Here is a 25,614-nt window from a genome sequence, read left to right as displayed (position 1 = left end):
TGTCACTAGCGTGGCCAGCGGTTATCGATCACCCCAGCAGGTGAGGTGTTTTGCAACTCGGCAAGATAGCCAGTGACTGCAACAGCCTGCCGCAAATCTTTCGCTTGGGCAATGCGCTCCTGCGCAATGTCGCTGAGCTGCGCATCCGTTGGTGGTTCAGTCAAAGTTTCCAAGGCTGGGGATTCGGCGTCGTTGATCACCACCATCTCGTCGAACACGCTGGTGCAAATCACCCGATAATATTTGCTGACCTGGGCCACAATGCAGCGATCGTCTGCATCCGCATTCGGCACCGTCAAGGGACGCACAAGCTCTTCCCGCGGCTGGTTGATTCGGTCGGCAAAGATACGTGCCTGATCAGCGCTGGCGAAACGCAGCACAATCCCCCCGGTGCGATTACCTTCAGCTTGCACCAGCGCCACATCGTCGAATGCTGCTGCCGCAGCGGACGCGTCCACAAACGGCAATGTCAACAACGCCTGCAGCACCCCTTGGGAATACGGCATCGTCGATCGGGTACCGGTCAGTTTGCCCAGTCGTGGTTCTTGCGGTGCCAGCAGTGGACGCTGCTGTGCCGCCCTGGAGCCGGCGGTGATCGCCGCAATATCGGCGTTGATCAAGTCAGCGAAGTCTGCTGTCGATTTCGTCCCCATGTTGATGATGTTGATCACCCGACCAACTTGCACAAACACTGCTGTCCAATACTGATCCCCAAGCCTAATTTGCAAAGCTTTATCGTAGCCTTCCAGCCGCGGATTGATCGGCTGCTCTATGGCACCTTCCATCGGCCGGCTGAGATTGATGGCGGCAGGTTGCAGCAGCTCCATTGCACGGGTTGCTGCCGCTTCAGAGGTGAAATGCAGCGTTTCAAGGTTGACACCACGATAGTTGGGATCCCCGTCGAGGGCAGGCTCCACCGACCCGACGCCCTGATTGATAGTCACCAAGGTGATGTCATCGGCGACCGGCGTCAACGAAGCGCCGTCGAAAAACCAGCCCAAGTCGGCAATCTCTGCGCCACCGACGATCGGGGCAAACAGTTGCGTGGTGATGTTGTCATCAACATCAGAGAGCAACACCACCTGTTGCATTGCCGCATAGGCCTGCTCATCCGCCGCAGTGAGATCATCGGTGGTGAGCAAATCAACGAAGGCATGCTGGGCGGGAGTGAGTTGCTCCTGGGAGGCGGCTACCGGGCTGCTTGCAGCCGGTGTGGAGACTGAATCGCCGGTGGAACAACCAGCCATCAGCAGCGCCGATGCGGCTACCACAGCGGTGGCGCGAGCAAGATGATGGCGGGTTACGTGAACATGCATACCAGTATTATTCCATGCGACTTTTAGCGCACTTTACACAAACCCTTATCTTAGATTGATATTTATCGAATAGCTGGTGTGATGAAAGAGGGAAGTGCTGCTGCCGGCAGCAGATCAACGGTGCTGCAGTTTGCTCGGATTACAGGCCAATACTGCGAAGTGTTTTCAGCTGATCTTGCGGGGATTCATCCTGTAACCAGGCTGGAAAAATGACGGTGTCAGTGACGGGAAGCACCACCTGCCAGCGCTGATGTGCAAAAAACAGAATCGATGCATCCGGCGGCAGCGGACCGGTAAGTCGCGCGGTGTCAACATCAATGGTTTGTGCCGACTGGTGAAGATTCGTTGGATCGGCTACCGGCCGACTCGTGTGGCCGCCGCGGCGGATCGCGAACCGTTCAGCGGATTGTTCAGCAGCAACCAGCGCCTCCAGCATGGTGACCCGGTCGACGGTGATAGTCACAGTTTCGCTAGCAAACCCGGCAAGGTTCATCCGGCACAGCAGCTGCCGCTCGGCAGGTATTGCGGCTTCCGATGCTGCCGGCAGGTGAGAAAGGGGTGCCGGGTCAAGGGCGAAAATCCCTGCGGTGGTGTGCACGATAGGGTTGGCTGGATCAACATCAGCCAAGGTGAGACATCCCCCAAGCCGATAGGCGAAACCTGGTGGAAGATGACTAAATGTTTCCTCCAAGGCTGCAAACTGCGCCGGATTCGCGAGATAGCGTTGATCAATGCGGGAAACCACCACATCGTGGAGCGCTGCGGGATCCCAGAGGGGCACAAGGCCTGCCAGCAGTGGATTGGGGGTGGACAAAGGTGCCGGCGGGCTAGCCGCAGATTCTGCACGGTCTTGGGCATGCTGATATCCCACCACAGCGATGGCCAGCAGCACACAGAGCAGCAACACCACACTGGAGGCCACAAACCAGTTTCGGGAAGTGGTGGTAGCCTCCTGCTGTTGCGCGATGCGCAGCTGATCGACCATTGTCCGCAAGGGAGTCGACGGCCCCGGTCGTGCAGTAGCGGCACGGGGGGACGGGGTGTGCAACGTTTGCGACGAGGCGGCAGCACCGAAAGATAGCCCCGCTGCCGGGGTTTGCCCAGCAGGTGGCGACGATTGCCCAGAGAGCTGGGAGGTGGACGCCGACCCCGGCATGTGGTGTGTCAACGGCTCAGCTGGGGCGGATCCAAGCCCATCACCTGTGTGATAAGCCACGGCAGGTGGCGGCACAGGATTTGGCGACAGCCCCGGTGTCTTGGTGTGCACTGCTGTCGCCGATGCCTGGGAACATTGGGCTGCAGTACCTTCTCGCAGGCGTTGATCTTCTGCTTGATCATCCTCCCGCTGCTGGTCTCCTGGGTTGGTTGATTCGTACTGCAACAGTGGTACATCAGCAAATGCAGCCGTGGTGGCTGGCGGTGGCTGCTGTGCGGCAGAACGTTGTAGCGCTCCGCAGACTCCCACACTCATCGGATCATCGAACCGGACTACTGGCTGCAGCTGTTCCACATGGTTGCGCACTAACGGTATCAATGTGGAACCACCCACTAGCAGCACCGCATCCACCACCGCATCCCCACCAGGCTGTGCATCGTCGAGTGTTTCCTGCAGCAGTCGACCAGCCCGCCGCACAGCCGGCGCAAGAACCGTCTCGAGCTCTTCCCGGGAAAGCTGCAGTGGTGTGTTCGTCGGCACCCGGGCAAGCGTGAGCGTGGTTTCTGCGGTTGTCGATAACAGCTCTTTGGCGTTGGTTATCTCCTGTTGCAACCGCGGCGCCGCCATCGGGGAAGACGCGGATGCGTCAACGACATCGGCGGCAAGCTGATTGTGCACCCAGGCGGCCAGCAGCGCATCAAAGCTTCGCCCACCCAAGCTGCGATCACCGCGGGCAGCCAGCACACTAGTACCGGAATCTGTAATCTTCACCACTGCCACATCAAGACTGCCCGCACCACAGTCGAAAATCGCCAAGGTGGTGCCGACCACACAAGAATGGTCGGCACAATATTTGGCACAGGCCGCAACCGGTTCGGCGACTGTATCGACCGCTACTTCCTCTGGCACCACCTGACGGGTCGCAGCAACGAGCCGAAGCACCTCATCATCCGCCCATTCCACCGGGTGGGTCACCACAATGCGGGCGGGCAGCTGCCCATTGTGATGGCGTTGCCCGGCAGCAACAACCGCGGCGATAATCTGCTCCAACGCCGGGGCAAGAGGATAAGAACAATCCCCTATCGGGTAGCTGCCATGCGGCATCCACCGAATAGGATCTGCCACATAGCGATCCGGATTGGCCAATGCGTTGTGTTGGGCAGCAAACCCCACCTCGATACCAGTGTCGGTGTGCATCACCCCGGCAGGCATCGTGTCACTGGCATGCCCCAGCGGCAACACCTGCACCACACCAGGGGCGGTTGTGTGTGCCGCCGCAACCGTTGCAGCACCAATATCAATCGCCAGCTCCCATTGCGACAACACCATTCACCTCCCCGGGAAACCAACACCAAGCCTGAGCGTTACGACAACACTCGTGTATCGTTGCACGCCATTGTAAACCCGAGCATCACTCCTGCCAGCTGCTGGAGAAAGCTCTCACCACCTACTGCAAGCATCCACCATTGGGGGGCTCACCTCGGATAATGCCAGCAGGGTTGATGCCCAGAGTTGTTTCAAACGCATATCGTTGCCGATCCACAGCCGGTGCCAGCGACACCCATTTGCCGCCTCTGCGGGGGTTAGACGGCAACAACACCGGCAACGGTTACCGCCACCGGCACCAAAACCAGCCGGATCACCGGCAAGAATACAACGTCACCCGCCGATGGACTGTGACCGCTAAGATCAGTGGGCAACACATTCGCTAGCGCAAAGAAAGGTTGTCGTGAACACACCACAGGTGAACCCTGCACCAACGGCAACCATCGCCGCCCTTGAACAGGCGGTCGAAACCCGGGTTGCCCACATCACCCGCCTGCTAGCAGCGTTCGGGGCGTTTAGCGCAACCATCACTGCAATGCGCACACAGCTCGAAGCCCGTCCCCAACAGCAGCTGGTGGTAGTCGCCGGGGAGATCGGCCGCGGAAAATCCACCCTAGTCAATGCGCTAGTCGGCAGTGTTGCCGCGACCCCCGCCACAGTTACTACCCACACCACCATTCCGATCGCGGTGGTTGCCGCCAGTCCCGCGCTACGCGCTGAACACACCCGGCTCATCACCGCCACCGGTTCGCACATCGCCCCCACTGCTCAAACACAACCACTGCTCGTCGCCCCGGCGTTTGACCAACCTGAAGCAGCGCCGCCCACCACAGCCACGTTGCCGCTGCGCGCCACCGTGGCAGTCGAACACCACGCCCTCCCACAGGTGGCAGTGATCGACACGCCAGGAATCGGTGGGGTAGCCACCCAACCTGGGCTCGTCGCAACAAGCACCGCCGACCGCGCAACTGTTCTGGTGATCGTCTGCCAATCAGATACTCCGATCACCGCCCCTGAACTAGAACTGATCACCAAAGCCAGTGCAGAAAACGATGCAGTGATCGTGGCTGTCACCGGCATCGACCGCAACCCCACCGGATGGCAGACAATCGTGGAAGAAAACGCTGCCATTGTGCGCCGCACCATCGGCCGTGACCTTCCCGTCGTCGGGGTATCAGGGATGCTCGCAATACAAGCCCTAACCGCGACCGACCCGGAAACAGCCGCAACCTACCATCGGCTCAGCCGAATCGATACGCTCCGCGAAATCATCAATGCCCAGCTTGCCCAAGGAGCCCTACTCAGCGCCCGGCGGGCGCTGCGGATCGGCCACAGTGCCCTTGCACTGGTCGCCGACCGATATCAACAGCAGCTCGCAGAGCTTGCCGCCAATGACTCCACCCCTGCACAGGAAACAGCCCTGCAAGCTGAACTTGCCCAAGCAACCCGCACCGCTGCCAGCTTTGACCATGTGCTGCAACGTGACTTAAGCCAGCTTCGTACCACCTCTGATCAGCAACTAGCCGCAGCAGTCGATGCGGTACGCCGCCGCTGGCAGCAGCACATCGACCGGGAAGGGGTGGCAGTTTTACGTACCAACCCACAGTATTACACCAGCCGGATCGAAGCCGATTTTCAACAGGCTGTACTCACCAGTCTTGCCACCATGGAGCACACCCTGGTCACCAACATTATTGCCACCCGCTTCCCGGAACCAGGCCAAGCAACAGCACTCAACCAACGCATCACCGCAGAGATCGCCGACCAGCAGCTCACCACCGCTGAACTGCCGCCGCGAAAACTCAGCCTCTTCGATCCGATGCTGCTCATGATGGGGTTTACCGGCGGCTCCGCAATCGGGGCGATGATCGGCACCGCGGTATCGTTTACCGGCTTGGGGCTGATCACCGGCGCCAGCTGGATTGCAATCAATCTCGGATTTCAAGCTATCCGCAAAGGAAAACAATCCCTCAACCAGTGGCTACATGAAGCAGCAATCGCCGCAAAACGCTTCGGCAACCATCTTCAAGAACTGCTCATCACCCATGCCCGATCAGCAATCGTGCTCCACCACCGGGATGTGCTGCAAGCCCGCACCGACGAACTACAGCAAGCAATCATCACACTCCGCCACCAGCAACACCAGACCAAAACCACCCGGGCACAGCAACAAGCCCGCTATGAACAAGGGCTATCCATTGTCAACCAGCAGCTGGAACTTACCTCCTCGCTGCTCCAACAGCTCAACGAAGCCACACTAACCCCAGCCGAATCCGCGCAGCACCCCAGGAAACCCACATCATGACCGACCATGCTGCCATCACCGCGGTTGAACACCGGGTGGAACGCTACATCACCGACCTCATGGGGCTCTCGCCGACCATCGCAGCCGCCTGCCGACCAGCACTGAAAATCCTGCACAGTCCACCGCGCATCGTGGTGCTCGGCCGGGTGAAATCCGGGAAATCCACCCTTGTCAACGCACTCATCGGCGCACCAGTATCTGAAACAGGAGTCCTGGAAACGACCAACATGGTGCGCATGTTTCACTATGGTGCCCCCGATCGGGCAGTGGTCACCTTACATAACGGGCAGCAACACAGCCTGCCAACCACCGCGATAACCCGCACCACCATCCCCTACCCGGCGCACGAAATCACCTGGGTAGAACGCTTTATGCCCATTGCCACACTGCGGGACTACACACTGATCGACACCCCCGGATTATTTACCGTCAACTCGGCCAGCCACACCCGCACCGAAGAAGCCATCGAACGAGGCATCACCCAATCACGGCGGGCAAGCGTCCACGCCGACGCGGCACTGCTGCTGTTGGACGTCAACGAACGCGCCGATGAACTCGCGCTCCTTGCCGACCTGTCGTTCACCCCACTTTCCACCCTCGGTATTCTTTCCCGTGCCGACATGATCGGTACGGCAGCCTTAGGCGAAATCGACCCCATTAGTCAAGCTCAACAATGTGCCACCAGCCTTGCACACACTCTTTCCCACCAGCTAGCCACCATCATTCCCGTCGCCGGGCTGCTCGCTGAAACCGGCCACACCGGCGCTTTGACCGAACACATCACCCAGCAGCTTGCCACCTACACCCAACGAGACGACCTTGAACTGCTAGAACACCTACTCGGCAATTCTGCCACGCACCAGCCGGCAACCTCGTCCACCTCAGCACAGCAAGCTGCCGGCTCGATACAACAGCTACACACACTCGTCGACAAGCTCGGCATTTACGGACTCCTTCGCGGCCGACATATCGCCCCGCAGGGTGCCGCAGCGTTGAGCACCTGGCTGTGTCAACAATCCCAATTTGACAGGCTTACTGCCACAATCGAAACACAGCTCTTACCTGTGGCACGCCTCCACCGCGCACAACGCGCCCGCGATCTGCTGCGCCAACTTCCCTATCAATTCCCTGCCCAGCGCAGCAGCATTCAGACCTTGCAACGGCAGCTCACATCCAGTGCAGAAGCCCTGCCCCTGGCTATTTTCGACACCTATCAAAGCCTTGCCAGCCAACAACCCACGTCCCCAGTAGTTACACTGGCCACCACAATCCTGCGCAGCAAGCTGCACCTGTTCACCCCTGACACCTCCCAGCACTTCGCAGACGCTGATACCACAGTGCTCTATCGGGAACTTTCCCAGCTGCGCCAAGGGTTCTGCTCCCCTATGGAAGAACTCCTCATCGAACAGCTCCTGTCTCTTTCATCGACTCATGAGTAAGAGTGGATTTTCCTGCACGAAAGCCTCCAGCGCTAATATTTGCAAGGCCGCTGTCAACAGTACGTTAGCCCCCATAAACAACGGCTGCACCTACACCCCGACAATCCTCACAGATCAGCTGGTATTCGCCAACGTTTCGACCCTAATCCCAGTGTCACGCAACCCATCAGATCCCGATGACCGGTACCCCGTTTTTGGTGCCATGAAACTTGATAGGAACCATCCGGTTTTTCGGCACTACAATCACCGAAAAGCCTCATCACCCCTCTCCCTCTAAGGGAACCTCGCGACCGGTAAAACCCGTTCCCCGTAAAACAGATCGTCCGCAAACGACAGCGCACAGGCGAAGATCGCCTCTACCGGGATGAGCACTGTTGAAATCGCCGCCGAATTGGGCGTATCGGAAGCAACCCTGTACAACTGGCGCAAAAAATACAACGGCATGGACACGAAAGGCTATGACAAGAGCTCAAGACCCTTGAACGACGAAAACGCAACACTTGGGGCGTATCGTCGCTGAACAGATATTGCGGATCGACGCTTAACATGCAAATCGCGGAGGGAAAAATTCTTAAACCCCGGCTTCCAAACGCCGGGCAGTAGAACACTTGACCAACGCAAAAGGCTATTCGCAGCGGCTGGCCTGCAGTATTGTCGGGATCTCACGGAGCGTGTTTCGCCGGGTCAAGCGTAAAGAGACCGTTGATGACCCAAATAAAGGGCTACGCCCCACCCTTGAAAACTATTCACTCAAGCACCCGTGTCATGGGTTCAAACGTGCTCAGGCTCAGGCTGAAAACACGACTGCGGTATGACCATCAACATCAAAAAAGTTGAGGCGGCTGTGGTTGCTAGTTAAGGACTTACCCGCCCCAGTGTTGGATCCGACGTCGTCTAGGCCAAGGGATTACCCCGGTACCAGGCCGTCCCACAGCACCGAATCAGGTGTGGAGTATCGATTTGTAAGTTCCACACAACCAGCGATGGAAAGACTTGTACAATCGCGTCGATGACAGGTGAGTTCACCCGTGAATCACTGCGTGACCTGGTTTTAGCGGTGTATTACAGCTGACCGGTTATGCCAGGAGTAAGCCTAAAAGTTTTCGCTCACCGTGGCACACCCGAGGTGCTGCGTATGGATAACGGGCCTTGGGGTGTATCTTTTCATGGTTGACACAGTTGTGTGGAACCCGGGCGGGAAGAAGCATTCATCTCTTCCGGGTAGTCCGTGGAATAACGGTGTGGTCGAGTCGTTTCATCGCCGTAGACGCTACGAATGCCTGGTCAGGCATGATTTCGGATCACTGTTGGAGCTACCGTGTGTTCATCGCGGATTTTCGTGCGGAACACAACAATTATCACCGGCATTCTTCCCTGGGGTATCGCACCCCTGCGGAGTTCGCTAGCATGAACAAAGCTAGCTGAAAATAGTGAGATCCTCTAAAACGTAGTGGACCTAAAAACGGGGACCCCTCATTCCAGGCGGGCCGGTTTATAACCCTCGCACGAATATCTGCACCACGAGCCTTCACGCACTGACTAGAGTGGTCTCTCTACCTCAGAGTCGTTCCCCTTCACTCCGCCTCAGCCGGCGTAGTACTTGACGAGACGCCTAGCACGAGTTAACTTTGAATCAATCGTTCAGCCCGGCTTCACCTCTTATGGTGTGAGTACGGGCTGGATTTCTATCCAGGAGCGTCTCGTGTCGAGAATGATGAAACGAGCTAGCACAGTCGAGGAGCAGCTTTCTATTCTCACAGAGCGCGGGATGGCACTGGATGAGCCTGCCGCTCGGCAGTGGCTCAAAAATGTCAGCTATTACCGCCTATCCGGGTACTGGTACGGCTATCGGGTATTGCCTGATGACGTTGACCCTAAGAATCCACAGCGTCTAGACGACTTCATCGAAGGTACTTCGTTTACAGATGTGGTGGCTCTTTACGAGTTCGACCGCAAACTCCGCACTCTCGTCCATGATGGACTGGAACGTATCGAAGTTGCTTTACGAGCACGCATCGGTGAACTCCTCCTCAGTAAAGGCGAGCTCTCTTACCGAGATCCTCTTATTTTCCGAGATTCCTTCGACCATACTTCTAGGCTAGATACCGCAATGAGGCGTGTTGAACGAGCTAAGAAACGTAACCATGCGATCGCTCACTACAGCACGCATTACGATGATTATCCATTTTGGGTGTTGGCCGATGTTCTAGATTTTTCTGATCTATCTCAACTCTTCGACGGTTTGTTCATTGCAGATCAACGTCGCATCTCAGAATCTTTTGGTTGTATCGTTGACCCAGGCAAACTCGTTTCAAAACACAAAAAGAGTTACTACTCTCAAGACCCACTAGCTAGGTGGTGCGAACAACTGACAGTAGTACGCAATACCTGCGCACACCACGCCAGACTCTGGAATCGTTACTTCACTCCAGCCTCAACAAACGCTTTGAAGACCATCTCGCTATTGTCTTCTTTACCCAAAGGGCAAAGTGAACGACTCTACGGGACACTGCTCATAATGGGATTCTTACTGCGCTCAACTTCCCCACGAAGCACATGGATGCACAAAGTCATCGATCTGATCGACACTGCCTACGCCCCACTCCCGATGAACACCATCGACGAAATGGGATTCCCCGATGACTGGAAGAACAACTTCCTCAACCTCACTATCTAATCCTTCATGTAGTAGTCGCACCGGTAACCATCCGCATCCAACGGCAAACCAGCAGCCCAGGCCGGCACCTCACACAAAGCCGACGCGACCTGCGCAACCGTCACAGTGGCTTTTGGGAACCTCAATGATGAGTTCATCGTGAACATGCATGACCACTGGCCACCCCTTGGCCTCCACGGTCTGAATCGCATAGGCCAATAAATCCCGAGCGGTTGCTTGGACAATGTTCTCCACCAATTTGGGTCCGTAGGTCTCGATCCAGTCCCAGCGCTTAGCAGTGTTCTGCCCTTGGTAGGTGATGACGTCGCGTCCGAATTTGCTAGTGGTGATGGTGGCTCCGGGGTAGGCCAAGCGACGCCCTGACGGGAGTGCGCAGAAGAGGATTCCGGCCTCACGGGTGAAAGTGATGCCATGAGTCGTGGCGGGACGTCCGCTAGTCAGCGTCTGCTGGGCTGCTTGGTCTATGGTCCACCAGAACTTCACGATCGAGAGGTTGGCTTCCCGCCACGCACTCACCAACCCCGGCAACTCCTCAGCATTCAAGCCCATGCGGAGGGCTCTCATGTTTTCTAAAGCGCCGATGGAGCCGCCGTATCCACAGGCGAGTTCTGCGATCTTCCCCTTCTGCCGCAAATGCGCATTCACCCCATGTTTCTCCATAGGAACACCGAACATCTGGGAAGCAGACTGACAGTAAATATCCTCACCCCGCCCAAACAAATCCAGCCTCCAGTCTTCACCAGCGAGCCAGGCAATCACGCGGGCTTCGATAGCCGAGTACTCGGCAACAATGAACTCGCACCCGTCTTTTGGAGTGAATGCAGTGCGGATGCGCTGGCTGAGGACATAAGGTACGGAGTCGTACAGCATTTCCAGTGCGGTCTGGTTGCGTTGCTTCACAAGGGCGCGTGCAGCATCAAGATCAGGAAGGTAGGTGCACAGCAGGTTTTGCACTTGGATCAACCTGCCTGCCCAGCGGCCAGTGCGGGCTGCCCCGTGAAACTGCATCAACCCCCGCGCCCGACTATCAACAGGTGAAGCGCTGGTGGTCATCGCCTCGTACTTACGCACCGAAGACTTCGACAACTCCAGCCGAAGCGCGAGCACTTCTTCCACGATGAAGTCAGTGGTGGCGGTGAGGGTGTCTTGGATTTCCTGCTTACCCATAGTGGCCATGGTGATGCCGCGTCGGTTGACCCAATCTTTGAGCTGCAACGGCGAATTTGGATTATTCAACCCCGTCAGCTCGCTGGAGCGGGCAAGGTTCTTCTCCCGCACCTGCTTATTCAACTCAATCGCCGCATTGGCCAAATCTAAATCCAGGTGGATGCGTCGGTCGTTAATGGTTTGACCGTCCCAGTACTCGCGCCACACCAGCTCAGGCAGAGGGAATGGTGAGAGTTTGGCGTGCAGTGCTACTTCTGCTTCCACGTCCCTTGCGTTTTAGGTCTTGAACTGTTCTCATTTGTCTGGCGCGTGGCCGGGGAGGTTTCGGGTCAGGCCGTTGTTAAGCAGTGAGGACTTAGCGGGAACAGAGAAGAAATTAATCAAATCCTTACCGGTGGATAGTTTCCTTGCGTTCAACTTCAACGCCTTGGATACACCGTCCAATGACAACGGTAGGCCGAGGGCTGCAGTCCACACCATGTGACACCGCCACCCATGAGGCTTCAACTACCGGCCCTAATATGTGGAAAGTCAAGTGCGCTCGAAAGCAGCGTTAAACGCCTACGCAACAAGAGCGGCAGACTACGAATCAAAAAAGCTGCCTTCAGCATGAAGGCTGGTAAACAGGCTCTACGAGAGTCCTATCTGCTCACCGCAGGGTTCTTCGATGACGGCGCCCACATGGGCCAGTAGCAGATCAGGGATCTGCTGGACCGCAATGCGTCAACGTCACGGCCTCCCATGTAGACCTGCGCGGGTTCGCAGATGTCCTTGATGCGCAGATGGATGAGCTAGGGGTTGACGTGCAGGAACGTAACGCCAGTTTCTTCCTGCAACAAGAAGCCCTCATTGAGGCTGCCCGTCTGGATCTCAAAGCCACATTCGATGCGCAAATCCGTGAATACCAGGCCAAAAAAGCCACTGCTATCAAAGCAGCCTGCAAAGCCAGCAGCACCGCTCAAGAATAAAAAACAAACAGGAAGCCCGGCAGTGGCGACGCAAAGCCGACGAGGCTGATGATCAATACCGCATCGAGCGTAACCGGCTACGCGATGAGTTCGACGCGTATCTCGATAGCGCCCGTGACTCGCTCAACGCAGACACCAGCCGGTGCGAACTATTCACCATCAACTCGGAGGTTCAATAAATGCCCGGACTTCCTAAATGGCGTCGTCTTCTTGAAGAATCTCGCCGTCAGGCCTTGGTTGCGATCGATTTTTACAATCGCCCTGGAGACCGTCGCAGTAACAGTGATTTCATAGTCCACCTGCATCTTGCATGGCAAAACCTTCTTCTTGCCTCGCGAATGAAAAATGACCGCCAGATTTACTATCAAAAAATCGACACTATCAGAAGAATGCCGACGGATCACGAAAAACATGGGATCTGAACCGTTGCCTAAAAGAGCAATACACCCAGAACAGCCCCATCAGACAGAATCTGGAATTCTTCATTGGGCTACACAACAGGATTGAACACAATTTTGAAGACAACCGACTAGTGGTCACTGCACCTGAGGCTCATGCATGCATCATTAACTACGAGTATGAACTCATACGACGTTTTGGAAACGATTTTACTTTAGGGAGCGAACTGAAGATTCCGATCTTTATTCATTCGTTGCAACCTGCCGAGTATGACTTTATGGCTGAGATGAGGCGCGGCATCCCCAGCGCCACCCTAAACTATATAAGCGAGTTCATCGCCGAGCTCCCTGATGAAGTGACAAGCGATGAAAAATTTTCTTATCGTCTTGCGCTCATACCAGTCAAAGGCCCCAAAACTCGCGCTGACATGGCTTTAACTTTTGTTAACACCCACGACTTAAACGAAGAGGAAAAACTTGAACTCTTAGGTGGGGACAGAAGCGTAATTATTGCTGAAAAGTACCGCAACGTTGTGCATGGAGACGAAATGCTCCCGAAAAAGATCGCACAGGAAGTGGAGGCGCGTATCCCCTTTAGGTTTATGTTAAACGATTTCACACAACTGAGGAAAAAGTGGGGACTTGGCCCTGCAAAATCTGGAGAAAGGAAGGGTCTGCCCAACTCAGATACGTTTTGTCTCTATTCTCCAGCATTCAAACAATTTGTTTATACACCAAAACTGCTCGACAAGATTGTGGATGCGATTTGTACTGAGGAAGGATATACGACGTTCTTGGGTAAGGAACCGTTCCTCAAAGAAGACGAGACTGACAATTAGCACCTTTTGACGCCTGCCCATATCTTTTGATGCCCCCACTCGCGCAGCAATAACTGGGCGCAACCACGGTCCGGCAGCCCCGCCACAACCCGCGAAAGGCTGCCCGAAAACACGAAAACCCCGACCAACAGTCGAGGCACGGAAACAGGGGCGAAAAGAGATTTGGCTTGCTATCGCGGGAAACTCACGTCGCCAGGGCAAATGCACCCAGTGTGTTATCGAGTATCGTCTGAGCGGAGCAATGCTTCCCCGCATACTCTATCGACTGGGTCTTAGCAGTCCTGATAAATAGAATTTTTCGACGCCACCGGCTGAACCTTTTGACGCTACAACCAAACCTTTTGACGGCTGCCCTGAGCATCTACCAAATCCGGCTTCCGATCTCTCGCCACGGCCCCCCAAACGCCCCACAAAGCCACTGCTATAACGCTCTCACCCACCACTCCACTCCCCCGCAACCCCCTGCGTTTAGAAGGGAAAACCCGGCTTAAGGGTCAAAAAGTGTGTCTCAAACCGCCGATTTCTACCACCTGAACAGCAATGACAACAAAATAATAAGCCTAGAAAGCTTATTCCCCTCTTTTTTCTCCATAACCCTTGACGGCACCACCACCCCATGGTATGGATCCTGTTGGCTTCAGGGTTATGTCAACCAATCGTCCCCGCTGCAGTATCTGCGGTAACCCCACAAAGAAAAACGGCACAACAACAAAAGGCACCACACGATGGCGTTGTATCCACTGCGGTGCCTCTACAAGTAAAACCCGGCCCGATATCACCGCTCGAACCTGGATGAATGAGTTCATCTCCCACCTGACGAGCAATAAAAGCATCGCCGACATCGCCGCTGCTCGTGGCACATCCCCGAAAACAGTTCACCGCCACTTCCAGCCACTGTGGCTGATCAGCGTGCCCCAACCACACAACCACCCCGTCTACGATCAAATCTTTCTCGACGGAACCTACCTCAACGGCGGCTGTCTCCTCATCGCAGCAACCCGTGACTACGTCCTTGCCTGGCGCTGGTGCAAGCAAGAAACCACCTACGACTACACACAACTCATCCGTGATATCACCCCGCCACTTATGGCAGTCATTGACGGCGGAAACGGCGCCTACACAGCGATGACCTCATGCTGGCCACAGACCCCTATCCAACGCTGTCTCGTACACGTCCAACGCAACACACGACGCGATATCACCAGCCGACCCCGCACACCCCAAGGCACCATCATCTACCAACTCGCACTCCAGCTCACCCGCATCACAACCCGTGAACAAGCCGACCAATGGATCGACTACCTCCACCAATGCAAACAAGACTGCAACAGCTGGATGAACGAAAAAACCACCATCACCGACCCCCTCACCGGGAAAAAGAAAAAAGTCTTCACCCATCAACGCGCCCGACGCGCGTTCTACAGGCTCTACCACCTGGCAAAAGACGGCAAACTCTTCGCTTACCTCACTCCCCATCCCAGCGCGAAGAACCCTGAGGCGTTCGCCTCCACAACCAACTGCCTCGAAGGCGGTATCAACGGGCCTTTAAAACTCATCGCCAGACAACACCACGGTAGAAAAGGAGAACGTCAACGAACCAATATCGACTGGTGGCTCCACTTTCGCACCCGAGATCCGCTTGATCCCCACATCATCGCGAAACAACAAAACTGGGGCAAAGACTCACTCGCTAAAGTAGAAACCCTCACCCCAGTCAACAACAACGAAGCAAACCATCAAACCGGACGCCCCGCGCTGTACGACAATCATATCGACATCGAGTACACGCACTCCATCGGGATCAGAAAAGGAACGATCTAACCCCCACAGCCACCCCCACCCCCAGACACACATTTTGTCCCTTAACCCGAAAACCCTCCCTCGGGCATGAAAAAAGATGCTGGCTCGGATTGTATCCAAACCAGCATCTAGTTGGTGGAGCTAACGGGAATCGAACCCGTGACCTCCTCGATGCGAACGAGGCGCGCTACCAACTGCGCTATAGCCCCAATATGGGCGCCGAACCCGGCGCGAATTCTCCAATTGGCACGAAATCTGTGCACGAGTGGTTATGTTACTCCGCCGTGAATAGACCACCAAATAGGACGGTTGCCCACAGTTTTCGTGGCTGAAATAGGTGTTGTCCCGCCATCGGCGGGCAACACAAGTGTAGGAGTCAACACCAAAAACCTGGAGGGCTAGCTTACTTGGCGTTCTTGCCAGCGATGCATATCTACCACCGGTGCAACCTGGTTGTCGGTAGTTTCGTCCTGCTCTTCAGCCCAGGGGGCTTGCATGGTGGGAAGCTGGTAAAAATCGGGATGTTCGTCGTCTGTTTCCACGACGATTGCACCGGGGCGGCGGAGTCGATCCGGGAGGTCGGCATATTCGGGTGCCGCCGCACGCACCCCGAGTCGGGCACGGCGAATTTGTTCAATTCGACGTTGTAATCTGGCGTGTTCTACTCGGGCGGTACGCCGCAAAGCGAATAGGTAACTGATCGTCAGCACGACTACTGCTGCGGGCAGGCTCCACCACCAGCCGCCGGCGATGATCGCTACCAATAGTGCGAGTACCGTCGAGGTAACGAGTCCAATCAGCATTTGCTGGCGGCGCTTGTAGATGAGCGCATTGCGGGCGGCTTCTGCCTCCGGGTCGAAGGTGCCGCGGCCGCGACGGCGTGCCGCGAATGCATAATCTTCCTCGGTGAGGTCGACCGGTTCGGCCCGTAATCCCCATTGTGCTGCGGTGGATCGATCGCCCTGTGCACTGTCAGTTTCGCTGTCGTCGGCAACAGTTGCCGGTGCTGTCGACACTGCAGTGTCCTTACCACGATGCGCGTCGTGCACCGCGGAGGGCGTGTCTGTATCGGCGTTCGCAAGCGCTGCGGTCGCTTCTTCAGATGTCTCTGCGACATCTGCATCTGCGACATCTGCATTGTCGTCGTTATCGTTGCTTGCAGCAGCAGCATCATCGTCAACGCTGCTGTTTACCAAGGTAAGTACTGGACTGTCCTCTGCTGCAGCTGTTTTCTCCCCGGGGCTATCTGCCGCATCTTGTGGGTTTACCGGTGCTGTTGCACTGGCTGCCGCACTGTCGGCAACGGTACTTGCAGTATCTGCTGGAGCGGTGGTCTCATCTACTTCGGTGTCGTATTGTGCCCGGGGATGGAACAAATCTGCCGGGGTGAGATAGCTTTCCTCCAGCTTATAGGTGTGGCCATCTTCGTGGAAGGCGTGTGGATGGAAGTCAGGCTGACTGAGGTCGTCAAGGTTTTCCGCGGTGAACGCGTCGAGTCGTTTCCGGGCTGCGGCTGGATCGTCGAGCCGTTCCACGTCACTTGGATCGGCTGTGTCTTCGTCAGGTGTAACAAGCTCAGTATCGACATAGGCTGCTTCGTCGCTGGTTGCGTTGCGGCGCCGGAATAGGCGCGCAAACGGTACCCGTCCCTGCGCCTGGTAGACGTCATCGTCGCTCGTTGCTGCAGCGGAGGTAGATGCGGCAGTCTGGTGGGTGGCGTGGGTCGCAGACGGTGCGGTCTCTGCCGCGACAAGTTCCCCGTCGACAAGGTCTAAATCTGTTGTGGCGTCTACTGCTGACCGGCGTAGCGGTTGCCCCTGCTGGAGTCGTGGCCGACGTGGTGTTGCCAAGGTCGTTTGTCCACCATCAACAACGATTGTGGCACCTTCCAGAGCATCGCCGGTGCGGGTCACTGGCCGTTGACTGCGCAGCGCCAACGGGGCGAGGACGAAAATCCACAACACAATGATGAGCCCGATAACAATGGTGCCGGTCATAGTGGATCCTCCTGGGTTGCTGGTCAACAAACTATTGCGGTGTCGAAACAGTAGGGTTTTCGCTTGCAAGCAAGCTGCATCAATATCGTCGGCAGCGGCAGCGCCACCTATCCAACGGCGAACCGAGCCAACAAGTGCCCAACTAGCGGTGTATCCCGACACGACCCCAGCCGTGCATGACGGCACCGGTGATGCGATACCCGATGCACCCGCTCTTGCGCGACAAGCACAACCTACTGCTATAGACGACAGATACAGATTATTGATCCACTGTAACGGTTTCTTCGTCATCGCCCGGTGACGGCACGCCGGGAAGGACTATCCCCGCCTCCTGGAGGCGAGCAATCGCCGTGGTGTCGAATTCGTCGGCAGTAAGCGCCATCAGAAAATGATCCTCCCACTGGCCGTTAATGTGAATATTGGCGACTAAGAAGCCTTCCTCCCGATACCCGTTCCGGGTGAGCACCCGCCCAGAGGCAGGATTGTTCTCTAAATAGGTTGCGGTGACGCGATGCAGCCCAAGCTGGTGAAATGCAATATCGGTCGCGAGTGCTACCGCGATCGTTGCCACATGACAACCAGTAGCATGTTCAGCCACCCAATAGCCGATCCAACAGCGCTGCAATGCACCCCGTTCAATACCGCCGAGCGTGACCTCGCCGACCGGTGTGCCGTTTTGTTCAATTACTAGTGCGTTACATATTCCATCCCGGCGCGCAGCCTGTACCGCAACGAAACGGTCATAGAATGCCCGGGGTGTGTGTGCCGCAACCCAACCTTGCGGGGCGGTCGGCTCAACTGGGCGGAGGCGGTGTTCTTCCCGCAACCGGGTGCTGCACCACCAATTCGCGTCACTGAGTGCCAGCGGCCGCAGACTGATCACATCGCCGGTTGAAGTAGTAACCGGCCCGATCCGTCCAGCAACATGCTCAGCCCGGGGAATCAGCCGGGAAAACCATTGCCCAAATAATCCCACAGCACAACCCCACACTTTCGAACTTCCTAGCTTGCACCAGTTACTCCGTCGGCAAACTACCAGGCTTCAGTAATAAATAACACGTCCACCTCTTCGCCCGGTTTCACACTAGTCACCTCTTCCGGAATTCGGATGAGAGCGTTGGCTTCCCCCATCCCGGCAAGCAGATGAGCTGGCGCACCATCCACCCCTGACAGGCATTCCACCAGATAGTCACCGGTTTGGGCATCACGCATAAGCCTGGCCCGCAGATAGCCGCGCCGCCCCGGCTGGGAATCGATCGCTGTCACGGTGCGGGCTTGCACAATACGCCGCTCTGCGTTGCGTTTGCCTAACGCTAGCCGGATCAGCGGGCGGACAAACACTTCAAACACCACCAGTGCCGACACCGGGTTACTCGGGAGCAAAAAGACGGGAACCCGCGGCTTGGTGATCATGCCGATACCTTGCACAGATCCTGGGTGCATCGCCACCCGGGTGGTGTCAAGGTTGCCGATTTCGGCAATCACCTGCTGGATTTGAATTGCTCCTTCCCCACCGACAGCACCGGCAAGCACAATCACTTCACTGTTTTGTGCCGCAGCCAGCAGCATCTCTTTGAGCCGATCCGGTTCACCGGCAGCAATGCCTAGCCGAAACACTTCCGCGCCAGCTTCCTGGGCAGCCGCGGCAAGCGCATACGAGTTGACGTCAAGAATTTGCCCAAGACCAGGTGTGCGATCAATGTCAATAAGCTCCCGACCAACGGAACAAATCGTGACCCGTGGACGTGGATACACCAACACTTTCGACCGCCCGACAGCAGCAAGCAGCCCGATTTGCGCCGGACCGATGAGGCTTCCCGCCGATACCGCCACATCCCCTGGTTGAATATCGTCACCGACCCGGCGAATAAACTCCCCGCTTTTCACCGGTTGCGTCGGGGTGACCCGCTGCACGCCTTGATCAGACCAAGCCAGCGGCAGCACGGCATCAGCTAATGCTGGCAGCGGGGCACCGGTTGCTACCCGGATTGCCTGTTTTGGGGCAAGCCGTAACGGTTCCCTTGAACCAGCAGCAACCTGGCCAACAACAGGCAGCGACACGGTTTGCGGATCCACTGGTTCGGTGGGGTTTTCCGCCAGGGGGCGTTCCCCACCAACATCCACCGCCCGCACCGCATAGCCGTCAATCGCCGCCTGGGTAAACACTGGCATCGGCCGGGTGGCGACAACTTCTTCCGCGCAGAGCAGACCAAGTGCCGATCCGATCGCTCTGCGGACAGGTTCCGGATTGACTACCGCATGGCGAATCAGTTCGCGTTGATGATCAACACTGCGCATCTGCTGTGCACCCACTTTCTGTTGTTGCTTCGCCAACTTCTTTCTCTTGCGCCGCCCTCTGCACCAGGAACACTCTCAGGGCTCGCCATGTGGCCGTGTGGATCATTAACTGACCCGTGCAGTCTTCACTGGCACACCACCGAAGATTATTCGCAGCTACCAGCAGCAACACACGGTTGCCAAGCCACGGCTTGGCAGAAAGTTGGCTGAACCATCATTGCGCAAGCTTGCTTGCACCCCAATCACACCGCAGGCAAGACGGTCAGCCCCCAAGCCTTCGACGGCAAGGAGATCCGATCGGGGGAGTTGTGCTGGATGAGATTGATGCCCCTAGCTTAATGGGCAACGCCATGTGCAGACGGTTGCCACGGTGAAGTGTGCCGCCGGCTAGCCGCTGCACTTGCCGCAACCGATAAGAAAACCAGGCAGGTGTTTGTTGTTAGTCGTTTTCTTCTGCGAGTCGTTGCCGTAAATAGCGACGCAAACCTAGCTGATAGTCAGGGTGCTGTAAACCGAAATCCACACAAGCCCGAATGAATCCGCCAGGATTGCCCAGATCGTGGCGGCTTCCATCGTGCACGACAATGTGCACCGGATGACCTTGCTCAATAAGCAGCTCAATTGCGTCGGTGAGCTGCAGTTCCCCACCTTTGCCAGGGGTGATTTCTTTCAGTGCTGTAAAAATCTGACGATCCAGAAGGTAGCGTCCTGCCGCCACAAACGTCGATGGTGCATCTTCTACGACCGGTTTTTCAACCATGCCCAGCACTCGTTTCACCGAACCGGTGTCTGTTTCGGCAATTTCAAATACGCCATAGTTCGACACTTCATCGCGGGGGACGTCGAAAGCGCACAGCACACTGCCGCCATATTCGCGACGCACCTGCGCCATGGTCTCCATTACTCCCATTGGCAAAACAAGATCATCAGGCAGCATGACGGCGACGACGTCTTCATCATCGTCGAGGACTGCTTCAGCCAACCCCACAGCGTGGCCAAGCCCTAACGGTTCGTCTTGCATAATCGCCACCGGTTCGACGAGGCTTGCCGCCCGCCGCACCCGGGCAAGCGTTGCACTATCGCCTTTGTTTTCCAGGGCATGTTCGAGCTGTTCGTCGGTATGGAAATAGCCCAACACACCGGCTTTGCGGGCGGCGGTCACAATCGCTAGCCGACTTGCCCCAAGGGCGGATGCTTCTTCCGCGATCAGTTCAATACCGGGTGTGTCAACAACAGGTAGGAGTTCTTTAGGGACGGATTTAGTCGCCGGAAGAAAACGGGTACCAAGGCCAGCTGCTGGCACGATGACCGTGCGAACCGGACAAGAAACTTCGCGCGTTTGAGACATAGTTGAAAACTCTACACTGCTGTTTTTTATCGTTCCGGTTGCCTTATCCGCAACCGGGAATATTGTTGGTTGCCTTACCCGACTGGGGACACCCGTTCTCACAGCACTCCTGAAGTAAAACTGCACAGTAAGCACGCATCACCACACACCACCGGCAACCTAGTGCAGCAACGTGTTGCCGTTGCCGTTGGTATGACACTCCCGTTTCCCGTCTGTGGCTGTTACTGCACCGGTCAAGGGCGTTGTCAGGTTTCTGCTGCAAGAATAGGCGCAACCACATCCAGGATCGACCCCCCGGGCAGCAGATGATATGGAGGAGGAACTCTGCAACCGCCGATGTGTACCCAACACTACCGACCGCACATTCGCTCCACCCCACCTGGTTTAGCAAGGCGCTTCCCGCGACAAGTGACGCACTGCTATTCCTGGTGCGCCGCGGTTGTCTACAATGCTGACATGATCACTGGTCTTGACGATGAGAAATGGCGTCTTCGCCGACGGCTGTTACAGCAGCGGCGGGTGAACGCTGCACTTGGTGCACATCGGCAAGAGCAAGAAGCGCTGTGGGGGAATATCCAAACCGTGTTGGCACAGTATGCGCCTCCGGGTGCTGCTATTGGGGCGTATGTTCCTACTAGGGAAGAACCTGGTGCGGATTGGTTTGCACTGCTGCTTGGTGAGCGTCCCCTGATTGTGCCGCGCTGTCGGGAAGACCATCATCTGGATTTTTGTTATGTGACATCGCCGGACGAGCTGATTATTGGGGCGCATGGTTTGCGGGAACCTTCACCTGAGCATCCTGCGATCTGCCCGGAACGATTGCATGATCACAGCACAGTGTTGCTGGTTCCTGCGTTGGCGGCGACTGCTGCTGGCGGTCGACTAGGCCGGGGTGGGGGCTACTACGATCGCACATTGGTGGCGCTGGATGCTGCAGTAACCACGGTGGCGGCAGTATTTAGCGAGGAGTTACTGCCGACGCTGCCGCAAGCTTCACATGACGCTACAGTCGATGTGGTGGTGACCCCGCAGAATATTTTCACGAAATCCTAGAGTTTCTGTCTACGGCGACTCTGTAGCCAACAAGTGCACTGCAGCGCATTTGGAACACCACGGACTATGGAGGACGGTTCCCGCGGATGTGGGACTGGTTTTTGCTGGGGAACCGGTGGTATCCCACGTTCAGACTAACAGGCTATGCACTGGTCTTTTCCTGCTTCTGTGTCACCGGATACGCCACTTGGGCGTGTTGTGTTGTTTGTGTTGCAGCCTTCTTGGCGTCGCCGCCGGGCGGTGCGGCGATTATTTGCCGTAGTTCTTGTGGTGATTTCAATGGTGATGTGGTTTTCGCGTGTCACACACACTGATCCGGCAATAGTGGTGGTGGCTGAGGCGATTCGCGCCGGGGAGACAATCGAGGAAGACCAGGTCACCCTTACCCCGGTGCCACCGGCGTTTGTTCCGGCGGGTGCATTTCGACAAAAGTCAGCGGTGGTGGGGCGAATTGCGGCGACCGCTTTTCAACCGCGGGAGATTCCTGTGGAAACCAGACTGGTGGGAATGGAGGCAGTCAATGCGCTGCATGATCCTGCTTGGCAGTCCCCGACGATGGTACCGATTGTGCTTTCGGCTGATGGTGTTACCGGTTTGCTGCAGCACGGGGATACGGTGACCGTGGTGACTGGGGTGGGGGCAAGTCAGCCAGGGACGGTGATTGCCACAGCAGTTCGGGTGTTGTTGGCGCAACAGTCGCCTACAGCGAATCGGGAAGGGGTTGCGGTGGTGGTTGCTGACGCGCCGGCGGCGCAGGCGATTGCGGCAGCGAACGTGGAAGGCCCACTCGGGGTGCTAGTGACCGGGCCGCGTGCCCATGGTGCACCTGATGTGCAGTCACAGGCCACCCCGAAAGACCAGCAGTAATGCCCCTGTGTAGGGTGTGTGATTTCAGGGGTTTTCCCGACCTATGTCCCTTGAGGGTTAACGATTGCGGTAGCTTCCCCAATGAGGGGGCAGCTGTTCAAGCCAAAATTCCTCGGAAAAACCCACTCCGCCCGCGGTCGTGTCAGCTGATCCTTTGCCGGATGGGCAAGCCTTGGATCTGCTTGCATGAGGTGTTTCCGCTGAACCGGCAGTCGCCGGCATCTGTCTAGCGGTGTGCTGCAAGTCAGCCTGGTGCTGGTCCATGCGTGGCGTGGTGGGTGGGACAAGATAGCTGTCTCGATCAGCGGTGGGATCATAGTTTGGGCTGTCACACGGCCGGATTGCCCGCCGCCGTTTTCGGGCTACCACTGTTGCAACTGGTCGACGGTGTGATGCACGAGCGGACCTAAGGTGGCCATGCCGTCGCGAATTGCAGCCCGTGACGAGGCAAGGTTGACGATCACAGTCGACCCTGACACCCCAGCGATTCCCCGGGAGCAGCAAGCATCGATCGCGCCACAGCCCAATCCGGAGGAACGTATCGCCTGCCCGATCCCGGGAATGATTTTATCGAGTACCGCCCGGGTTGCGTCAGGGGTTTTATCCCGCGGCCCCACGCCGGTGCCGCCAATTGTGAGGACAAGATCAGCACCCCCAACCACAGCGGTTTCGATTGCTTGGCGGATTGCCCGTTTTTTGCTGTCTACCCGCACCACCGCGTCAACAATAAAATTGTCTTCTTGAAGGAGTTCGGTAACCAGGCGGGGTGTATCATCGCCGTGGACAAGCACCCCGTCGTTGACCAGCACAACCATGGCGCGCCGCGGTGTGACCGAAGGGGTGGGGGCAACCTGGTGCTGTTGTTGTTCTTGGGCTTTTAAAAATTCCGCATCCGGTTCGCCAATATTTAAATCAAGCTGCCGTGCATTCGTGGCGATGTCCATGGTGTTGATCCCTTCACTTCGCGCTGAGCATGTACTGATCACGTCCGGATTGGATGATTCTTCAAAACGCGGATGGTGTTGCTTGCAAGTGTATGCGACCGTCTCACACTGTGACTAACGAACGCGGAATTCTGTGGCCTGGTTTCGCACCACCTACCGCATTCCACGCGGTGTGGCTAGGACAAGTCGTCTGATGCGGCACATCTGGTGCGCAGGCAGCAACCATCACCAAAAGCTGCAGCCATCGCGGAAGTGGCAGCAACGGTGCGCAACTGCGCACAGCAAAAAGGCGACAATCAGCTGGGATCATCTGATTGTCGCCTTTGCCGGGAATTATTGTTTGTTGCCGGCTGGTTGCAACCCTCTGCCACTTAGGCCGGATTATCGGAGGAGTTTTCCTTGGTGAGGGTCACAGACACTTCCCTGCCTTCACCGGTGTCAGGGTTGATCAGCGACAGCACAATGGTGTCACCGAAGTCGTGGGATCGCACCGCGGCAATGAGTGCATCTGTGGAGTCAATGACCCGATCGTCAACCTTGACCACAACTTCACCGGGTTGCACACCGGCTTCACCGGCAGGCCCGGTGGGGTCAACTTCGGCAATCACGGCACCTTTCAGGGTGGCACGCGGATCAAGTTGGACTTTCATCAAGGGCTGTTCCACCCGGCCGGTGTCGATGAGTTGTTGCGCGATTCGGCGGGCATAGTTCGCCGGGATAGCAAACCCCAATCCGATGGAGCCGGCTTGTCCGGTAGGTCCAGCGTTCGAGGCGATCACCGAGTTCATGCCCACGAGCCGGCCTTGCATATCAACCAGCGGCCCGCCCGAGTTACCAGGGTTGATTGCCGCATCGGTTTGGATTGCGTCGATCAGCGATGATTGGCCACGGGATGATCCAGCCCGGACGGGACGATGCAGCGCGGAAACAATACCGCTGGTGACAGTTGCCGAAAGGCCAAGTGGTGAGCCGATCGCCACAACTTCCTGCCCAACTTTTAACGCATCAGAATCGCCGAATTGGATCACTGGAAGGTCGGTGGCATCCCGCAGTTTGATCACCGCAATGTCGGTCTCGGCGTCGCCGGCAACAAAATCAGCCGCATAGGTGCGTCCATCGTTTAAGGTGACAGCGATTTGAGCATTGCCGCTGCCGGCTGCCCCCACCACATGGTTATTGGTCATAATCTGCCCGTCAGAGGAGATGATCGAACCAGATCCTTCCTCGATTGCGTCCCGGGTCGCCACCCGAATAGAGACCACTGACGGCAACACAGCATCGGCGACTTGTTCGACCGAAGTGTCACCGCTGTGGCTGTTTGCTGCCGGTAGTGCGGCCTGATTATTCGTCGCCAAGGAAGACACCACCGGGGTGTTTGCGGTGTGGGTCATCTCCCCTACGACAACACCGGTGATAGTGCCGGCAGCAACCGCACCAACGAGCATCATTGCCAGCGCGGAGCGAAGCCCAACCTGTTTTGGTGCTTTACGTGTGGTTACGGCCACCCCTGCCGGCGGCAGATCAGATCCGTGCTTGGCAGCGGCATAGTTTCCTGCCGCCCCCAACGGGGATGCGCCGGTATGTGTCTCATTGGTGAACGGATGCTGCGGTAGTGTTTGTGTATCGTCACCCCAAGCGTGAACTGCGGCCGCTGGTGCCGGCGACGGCTGGGGGATGCGACCGGTAGGGTGCGTATCCGTCAATTGGTGAGCACCC

General features: G+C 56.9%; 18 protein-coding genes, 1 tRNA gene and 1 pseudogene. 10 read left to right on the top strand and 10 right to left on the bottom strand.

The features are described 5' to 3' along the window. Window positions 1–5: 5 nt before the first annotated feature. The gene (locus CCHOA_RS03165; RefSeq protein ID WP_123926768.1) at window positions 6–1,316 is read right to left on the bottom strand and encodes a hypothetical protein; all 1,311 of its coding nucleotides are present in this window, start codon (window positions 1,314–1,316) and stop codon (window positions 6–8) included. 139 nt (window positions 1,317–1,455) lie between these two features. Beyond that, the gene (locus CCHOA_RS03160) at window positions 1,456–3,801 is read right to left on the bottom strand and encodes an Hsp70 family protein (RefSeq protein ID WP_123926766.1); all 2,346 of its coding nucleotides are present in this window, start codon (window positions 3,799–3,801) and stop codon (window positions 1,456–1,458) included. A gap of 400 nt (window positions 3,802–4,201) precedes the next feature. On the opposite strand from CCHOA_RS03160, the gene CCHOA_RS03155 reads away from it, so the two are divergent. From CCHOA_RS03155 to CCHOA_RS03135, 5 genes are all read left to right on the top strand, one after another. Continuing rightward, entirely contained in the window at window positions 4,202–6,103 is a 1,902-nt protein-coding gene (locus tag CCHOA_RS03155; protein WP_123926764.1) for a dynamin family protein, read from the top strand. After that, window positions 6,100–7,542 carry a dynamin family protein gene (locus CCHOA_RS03150; protein WP_123926761.1) on the top strand — a complete coding sequence of 481 codons (1,443 nt, stop codon included), beginning with the start codon at window positions 6,100–6,102 and terminating at the stop codon, window positions 7,540–7,542. Before CCHOA_RS03155 ends, CCHOA_RS03150 begins: the two co-directional genes overlap by 4 nt. Before the next feature lie 349 nt (window positions 7,543–7,891). Then, entirely contained in the window at window positions 7,892–8,062 is a 171-nt protein-coding gene (locus CCHOA_RS03145) for a transposase (protein ID WP_281273297.1), read from the top strand. A 646-nt stretch (window positions 8,063–8,708) separates the two neighbouring features. After that, window positions 8,709–8,948, top strand: a complete 240-nt coding sequence (locus CCHOA_RS11185; protein WP_123926755.1) for an integrase core domain-containing protein — start codon at window positions 8,709–8,711, stop codon at window positions 8,946–8,948. 305 nt (window positions 8,949–9,253) lie between these two features. Continuing rightward, complete coding sequence (locus CCHOA_RS03135; protein WP_123930715.1) at window positions 9,254–10,219, top strand: Abi family protein; 966 nt, start codon at window positions 9,254–9,256, stop codon at window positions 10,217–10,219. A 69-nt stretch (window positions 10,220–10,288) separates the two neighbouring features. Here the strand turns inward: CCHOA_RS03135 and CCHOA_RS10880 are convergent, their stop codons facing one another. Beyond that, on the bottom strand, window positions 10,289–11,650 hold the full coding sequence (locus tag CCHOA_RS10880; protein WP_245992184.1) for a DNA polymerase: 1,362 nt from the start codon (window positions 11,648–11,650) through the stop codon (window positions 10,289–10,291). Window positions 11,651–12,168: 518 nt separating this feature from the next. Here CCHOA_RS10880 and CCHOA_RS03125 point away from each other — a divergent pair. The 3 genes and pseudogenes from CCHOA_RS03125 to CCHOA_RS03115 all read left to right on the top strand — a co-directional run bounded on the left by CCHOA_RS03125 (window position 12,169) and on the right by CCHOA_RS03115 (window position 15,412). Continuing rightward, window positions 12,169–12,354 carry a hypothetical protein gene (locus CCHOA_RS03125; RefSeq protein WP_123926753.1) on the top strand — a complete coding sequence of 62 codons (186 nt, stop codon included), beginning with the start codon at window positions 12,169–12,171 and terminating at the stop codon, window positions 12,352–12,354. A gap of 179 nt (window positions 12,355–12,533) precedes the next feature. Next, window positions 12,534–13,591, top strand: a pseudogene (locus CCHOA_RS03120) (DUF3644 domain-containing protein). A 645-nt stretch (window positions 13,592–14,236) separates the two neighbouring features. Further along, on the top strand, window positions 14,237–15,412 hold the full coding sequence (locus CCHOA_RS03115) for an IS1249 family transposase (RefSeq protein ID WP_123926750.1): 1,176 nt from the start codon (window positions 14,237–14,239) through the stop codon (window positions 15,410–15,412). A gap of 112 nt (window positions 15,413–15,524) precedes the next feature. Here the strand turns inward: CCHOA_RS03115 and CCHOA_RS03110 are convergent. The 5 genes from CCHOA_RS03110 to CCHOA_RS03090 all read right to left on the bottom strand — a co-directional run bounded on the left by CCHOA_RS03110 (window position 15,525) and on the right by CCHOA_RS03090 (window position 21,034). Then, a tRNA-Ala gene (locus tag CCHOA_RS03110) sits at window positions 15,525–15,600 on the bottom strand. A gap of 189 nt (window positions 15,601–15,789) precedes the next feature. Continuing rightward, entirely contained in the window at window positions 15,790–17,388 is a 1,599-nt protein-coding gene (gene sepX, locus CCHOA_RS03105; protein WP_123926747.1) for a divisome protein SepX/GlpR, read from the bottom strand. Between the two features lie 259 nt (window positions 17,389–17,647). After that, window positions 17,648–18,379 carry a GNAT family N-acetyltransferase gene (locus CCHOA_RS03100; RefSeq protein WP_206425816.1) on the bottom strand — a complete coding sequence of 244 codons (732 nt, stop codon included), beginning with the start codon at window positions 18,377–18,379 and terminating at the stop codon, window positions 17,648–17,650. A 41-nt stretch (window positions 18,380–18,420) separates the two neighbouring features. Next, on the bottom strand, window positions 18,421–19,686 hold the full coding sequence (glp, locus tag CCHOA_RS03095; RefSeq protein WP_123930712.1) for a molybdotransferase-like divisome protein Glp: 1,266 nt from the start codon (window positions 19,684–19,686) through the stop codon (window positions 18,421–18,423). 439 nt (window positions 19,687–20,125) lie between these two features. Then, window positions 20,126–21,034 (bottom strand): UTP--glucose-1-phosphate uridylyltransferase, encoded by a 909-nt coding sequence (locus CCHOA_RS03090; protein ID WP_123926742.1) that lies wholly within the window; start codon window positions 21,032–21,034, stop codon window positions 20,126–20,128. 456 nt (window positions 21,035–21,490) lie between these two features. Between CCHOA_RS03090 and CCHOA_RS03085 the strand changes: the two genes are divergently transcribed. Next, window positions 21,491–22,087, top strand: coding sequence for a 5-formyltetrahydrofolate cyclo-ligase (locus CCHOA_RS03085; RefSeq protein ID WP_164472364.1), 597 nt, complete (start codon window positions 21,491–21,493; stop codon window positions 22,085–22,087). Window positions 22,088–22,231: 144 nt separating this feature from the next. Beyond that, window positions 22,232–22,954: an SAF domain-containing protein gene (locus CCHOA_RS03080; RefSeq protein ID WP_123926736.1), complete on the top strand. Its 723-nt coding sequence runs from the start codon at window positions 22,232–22,234 to the stop codon at window positions 22,952–22,954. A 362-nt stretch (window positions 22,955–23,316) separates the two neighbouring features. Here the strand turns inward: CCHOA_RS03080 and CCHOA_RS03075 are convergent, their stop codons facing one another. Both CCHOA_RS03075 and CCHOA_RS03070 read right to left on the bottom strand, forming a co-directional pair. Continuing rightward, entirely contained in the window at window positions 23,317–23,898 is a 582-nt protein-coding gene (locus tag CCHOA_RS03075; RefSeq protein ID WP_123926733.1) for a MogA/MoaB family molybdenum cofactor biosynthesis protein, read from the bottom strand. A gap of 371 nt (window positions 23,899–24,269) precedes the next feature. Beyond that, on the bottom strand, window positions 24,270–25,574 hold the full coding sequence (locus tag CCHOA_RS03070) for a S1C family serine protease (protein ID WP_425453756.1): 1,305 nt from the start codon (window positions 25,572–25,574) through the stop codon (window positions 24,270–24,272). Window positions 25,575–25,614 lie beyond the last annotated feature (40 nt).

This window comes from Corynebacterium choanae (assembly GCF_003813965.1).
GTDB classification, from domain to species: Bacteria; Actinomycetota; Actinomycetes; order Mycobacteriales; family Mycobacteriaceae; genus Corynebacterium; species Corynebacterium choanae.
The sequence above is the reverse complement of the archived record's forward strand: the minus strand, read 5'-3'. Positions and strand labels throughout refer to the sequence as shown.

Bases quoted from the DNA above. Each gene is read 5' to 3' on its own strand.
- CCHOA_RS03160 (WP_123926766.1), bottom strand. From the start codon at position 3,801: ATGGTGTTGTCGCAATGGGAGCTGGCGATTGATATTGGTGCTGCAACG.
- CCHOA_RS03150 (WP_123926761.1), top strand. From the start codon at position 6,100: ATGACCGACCATGCTGCCATCACCGCGGTTGAACACCGGGTGGAACGC.
- CCHOA_RS03090 (WP_123926742.1), bottom strand. From the start codon at position 21,034: ATGTCTCAAACGCGCGAAGTTTCTTGTCCGGTTCGCACGGTCATCGTG.
- CCHOA_RS03075 (WP_123926733.1), bottom strand. From the start codon at position 23,898: ATGGACATCGCCACGAATGCACGGCAGCTTGATTTAAATATTGGCGAA.
- sepX (WP_123926747.1), bottom strand. From the start codon at position 17,388: ATGACCGGCACCATTGTTATCGGGCTCATCATTGTGTTGTGGATTTTC.
- CCHOA_RS03125 (WP_123926753.1), top strand. From the start codon at position 12,169: ATGGATGAGCTAGGGGTTGACGTGCAGGAACGTAACGCCAGTTTCTTC.
- CCHOA_RS03135 (WP_123930715.1), top strand. From the start codon at position 9,254: ATGATGAAACGAGCTAGCACAGTCGAGGAGCAGCTTTCTATTCTCACA.
- CCHOA_RS11185 (WP_123926755.1), top strand. From the start codon at position 8,709: ATGGTTGACACAGTTGTGTGGAACCCGGGCGGGAAGAAGCATTCATCT.
- CCHOA_RS03080 (WP_123926736.1), top strand. From the start codon at position 22,232: ATGCACTGGTCTTTTCCTGCTTCTGTGTCACCGGATACGCCACTTGGG.
- glp (WP_123930712.1), bottom strand. From the start codon at position 19,686: ATGCGCAGTGTTGATCATCAACGCGAACTGATTCGCCATGCGGTAGTC.
- CCHOA_RS03115 (WP_123926750.1), top strand. From the start codon at position 14,237: ATGTCAACCAATCGTCCCCGCTGCAGTATCTGCGGTAACCCCACAAAG.
- CCHOA_RS03085 (WP_164472364.1), top strand. From the start codon at position 21,491: ATGATCACTGGTCTTGACGATGAGAAATGGCGTCTTCGCCGACGGCTG.
- CCHOA_RS03165 (WP_123926768.1), bottom strand. From the start codon at position 1,316: ATGCATGTTCACGTAACCCGCCATCATCTTGCTCGCGCCACCGCTGTG.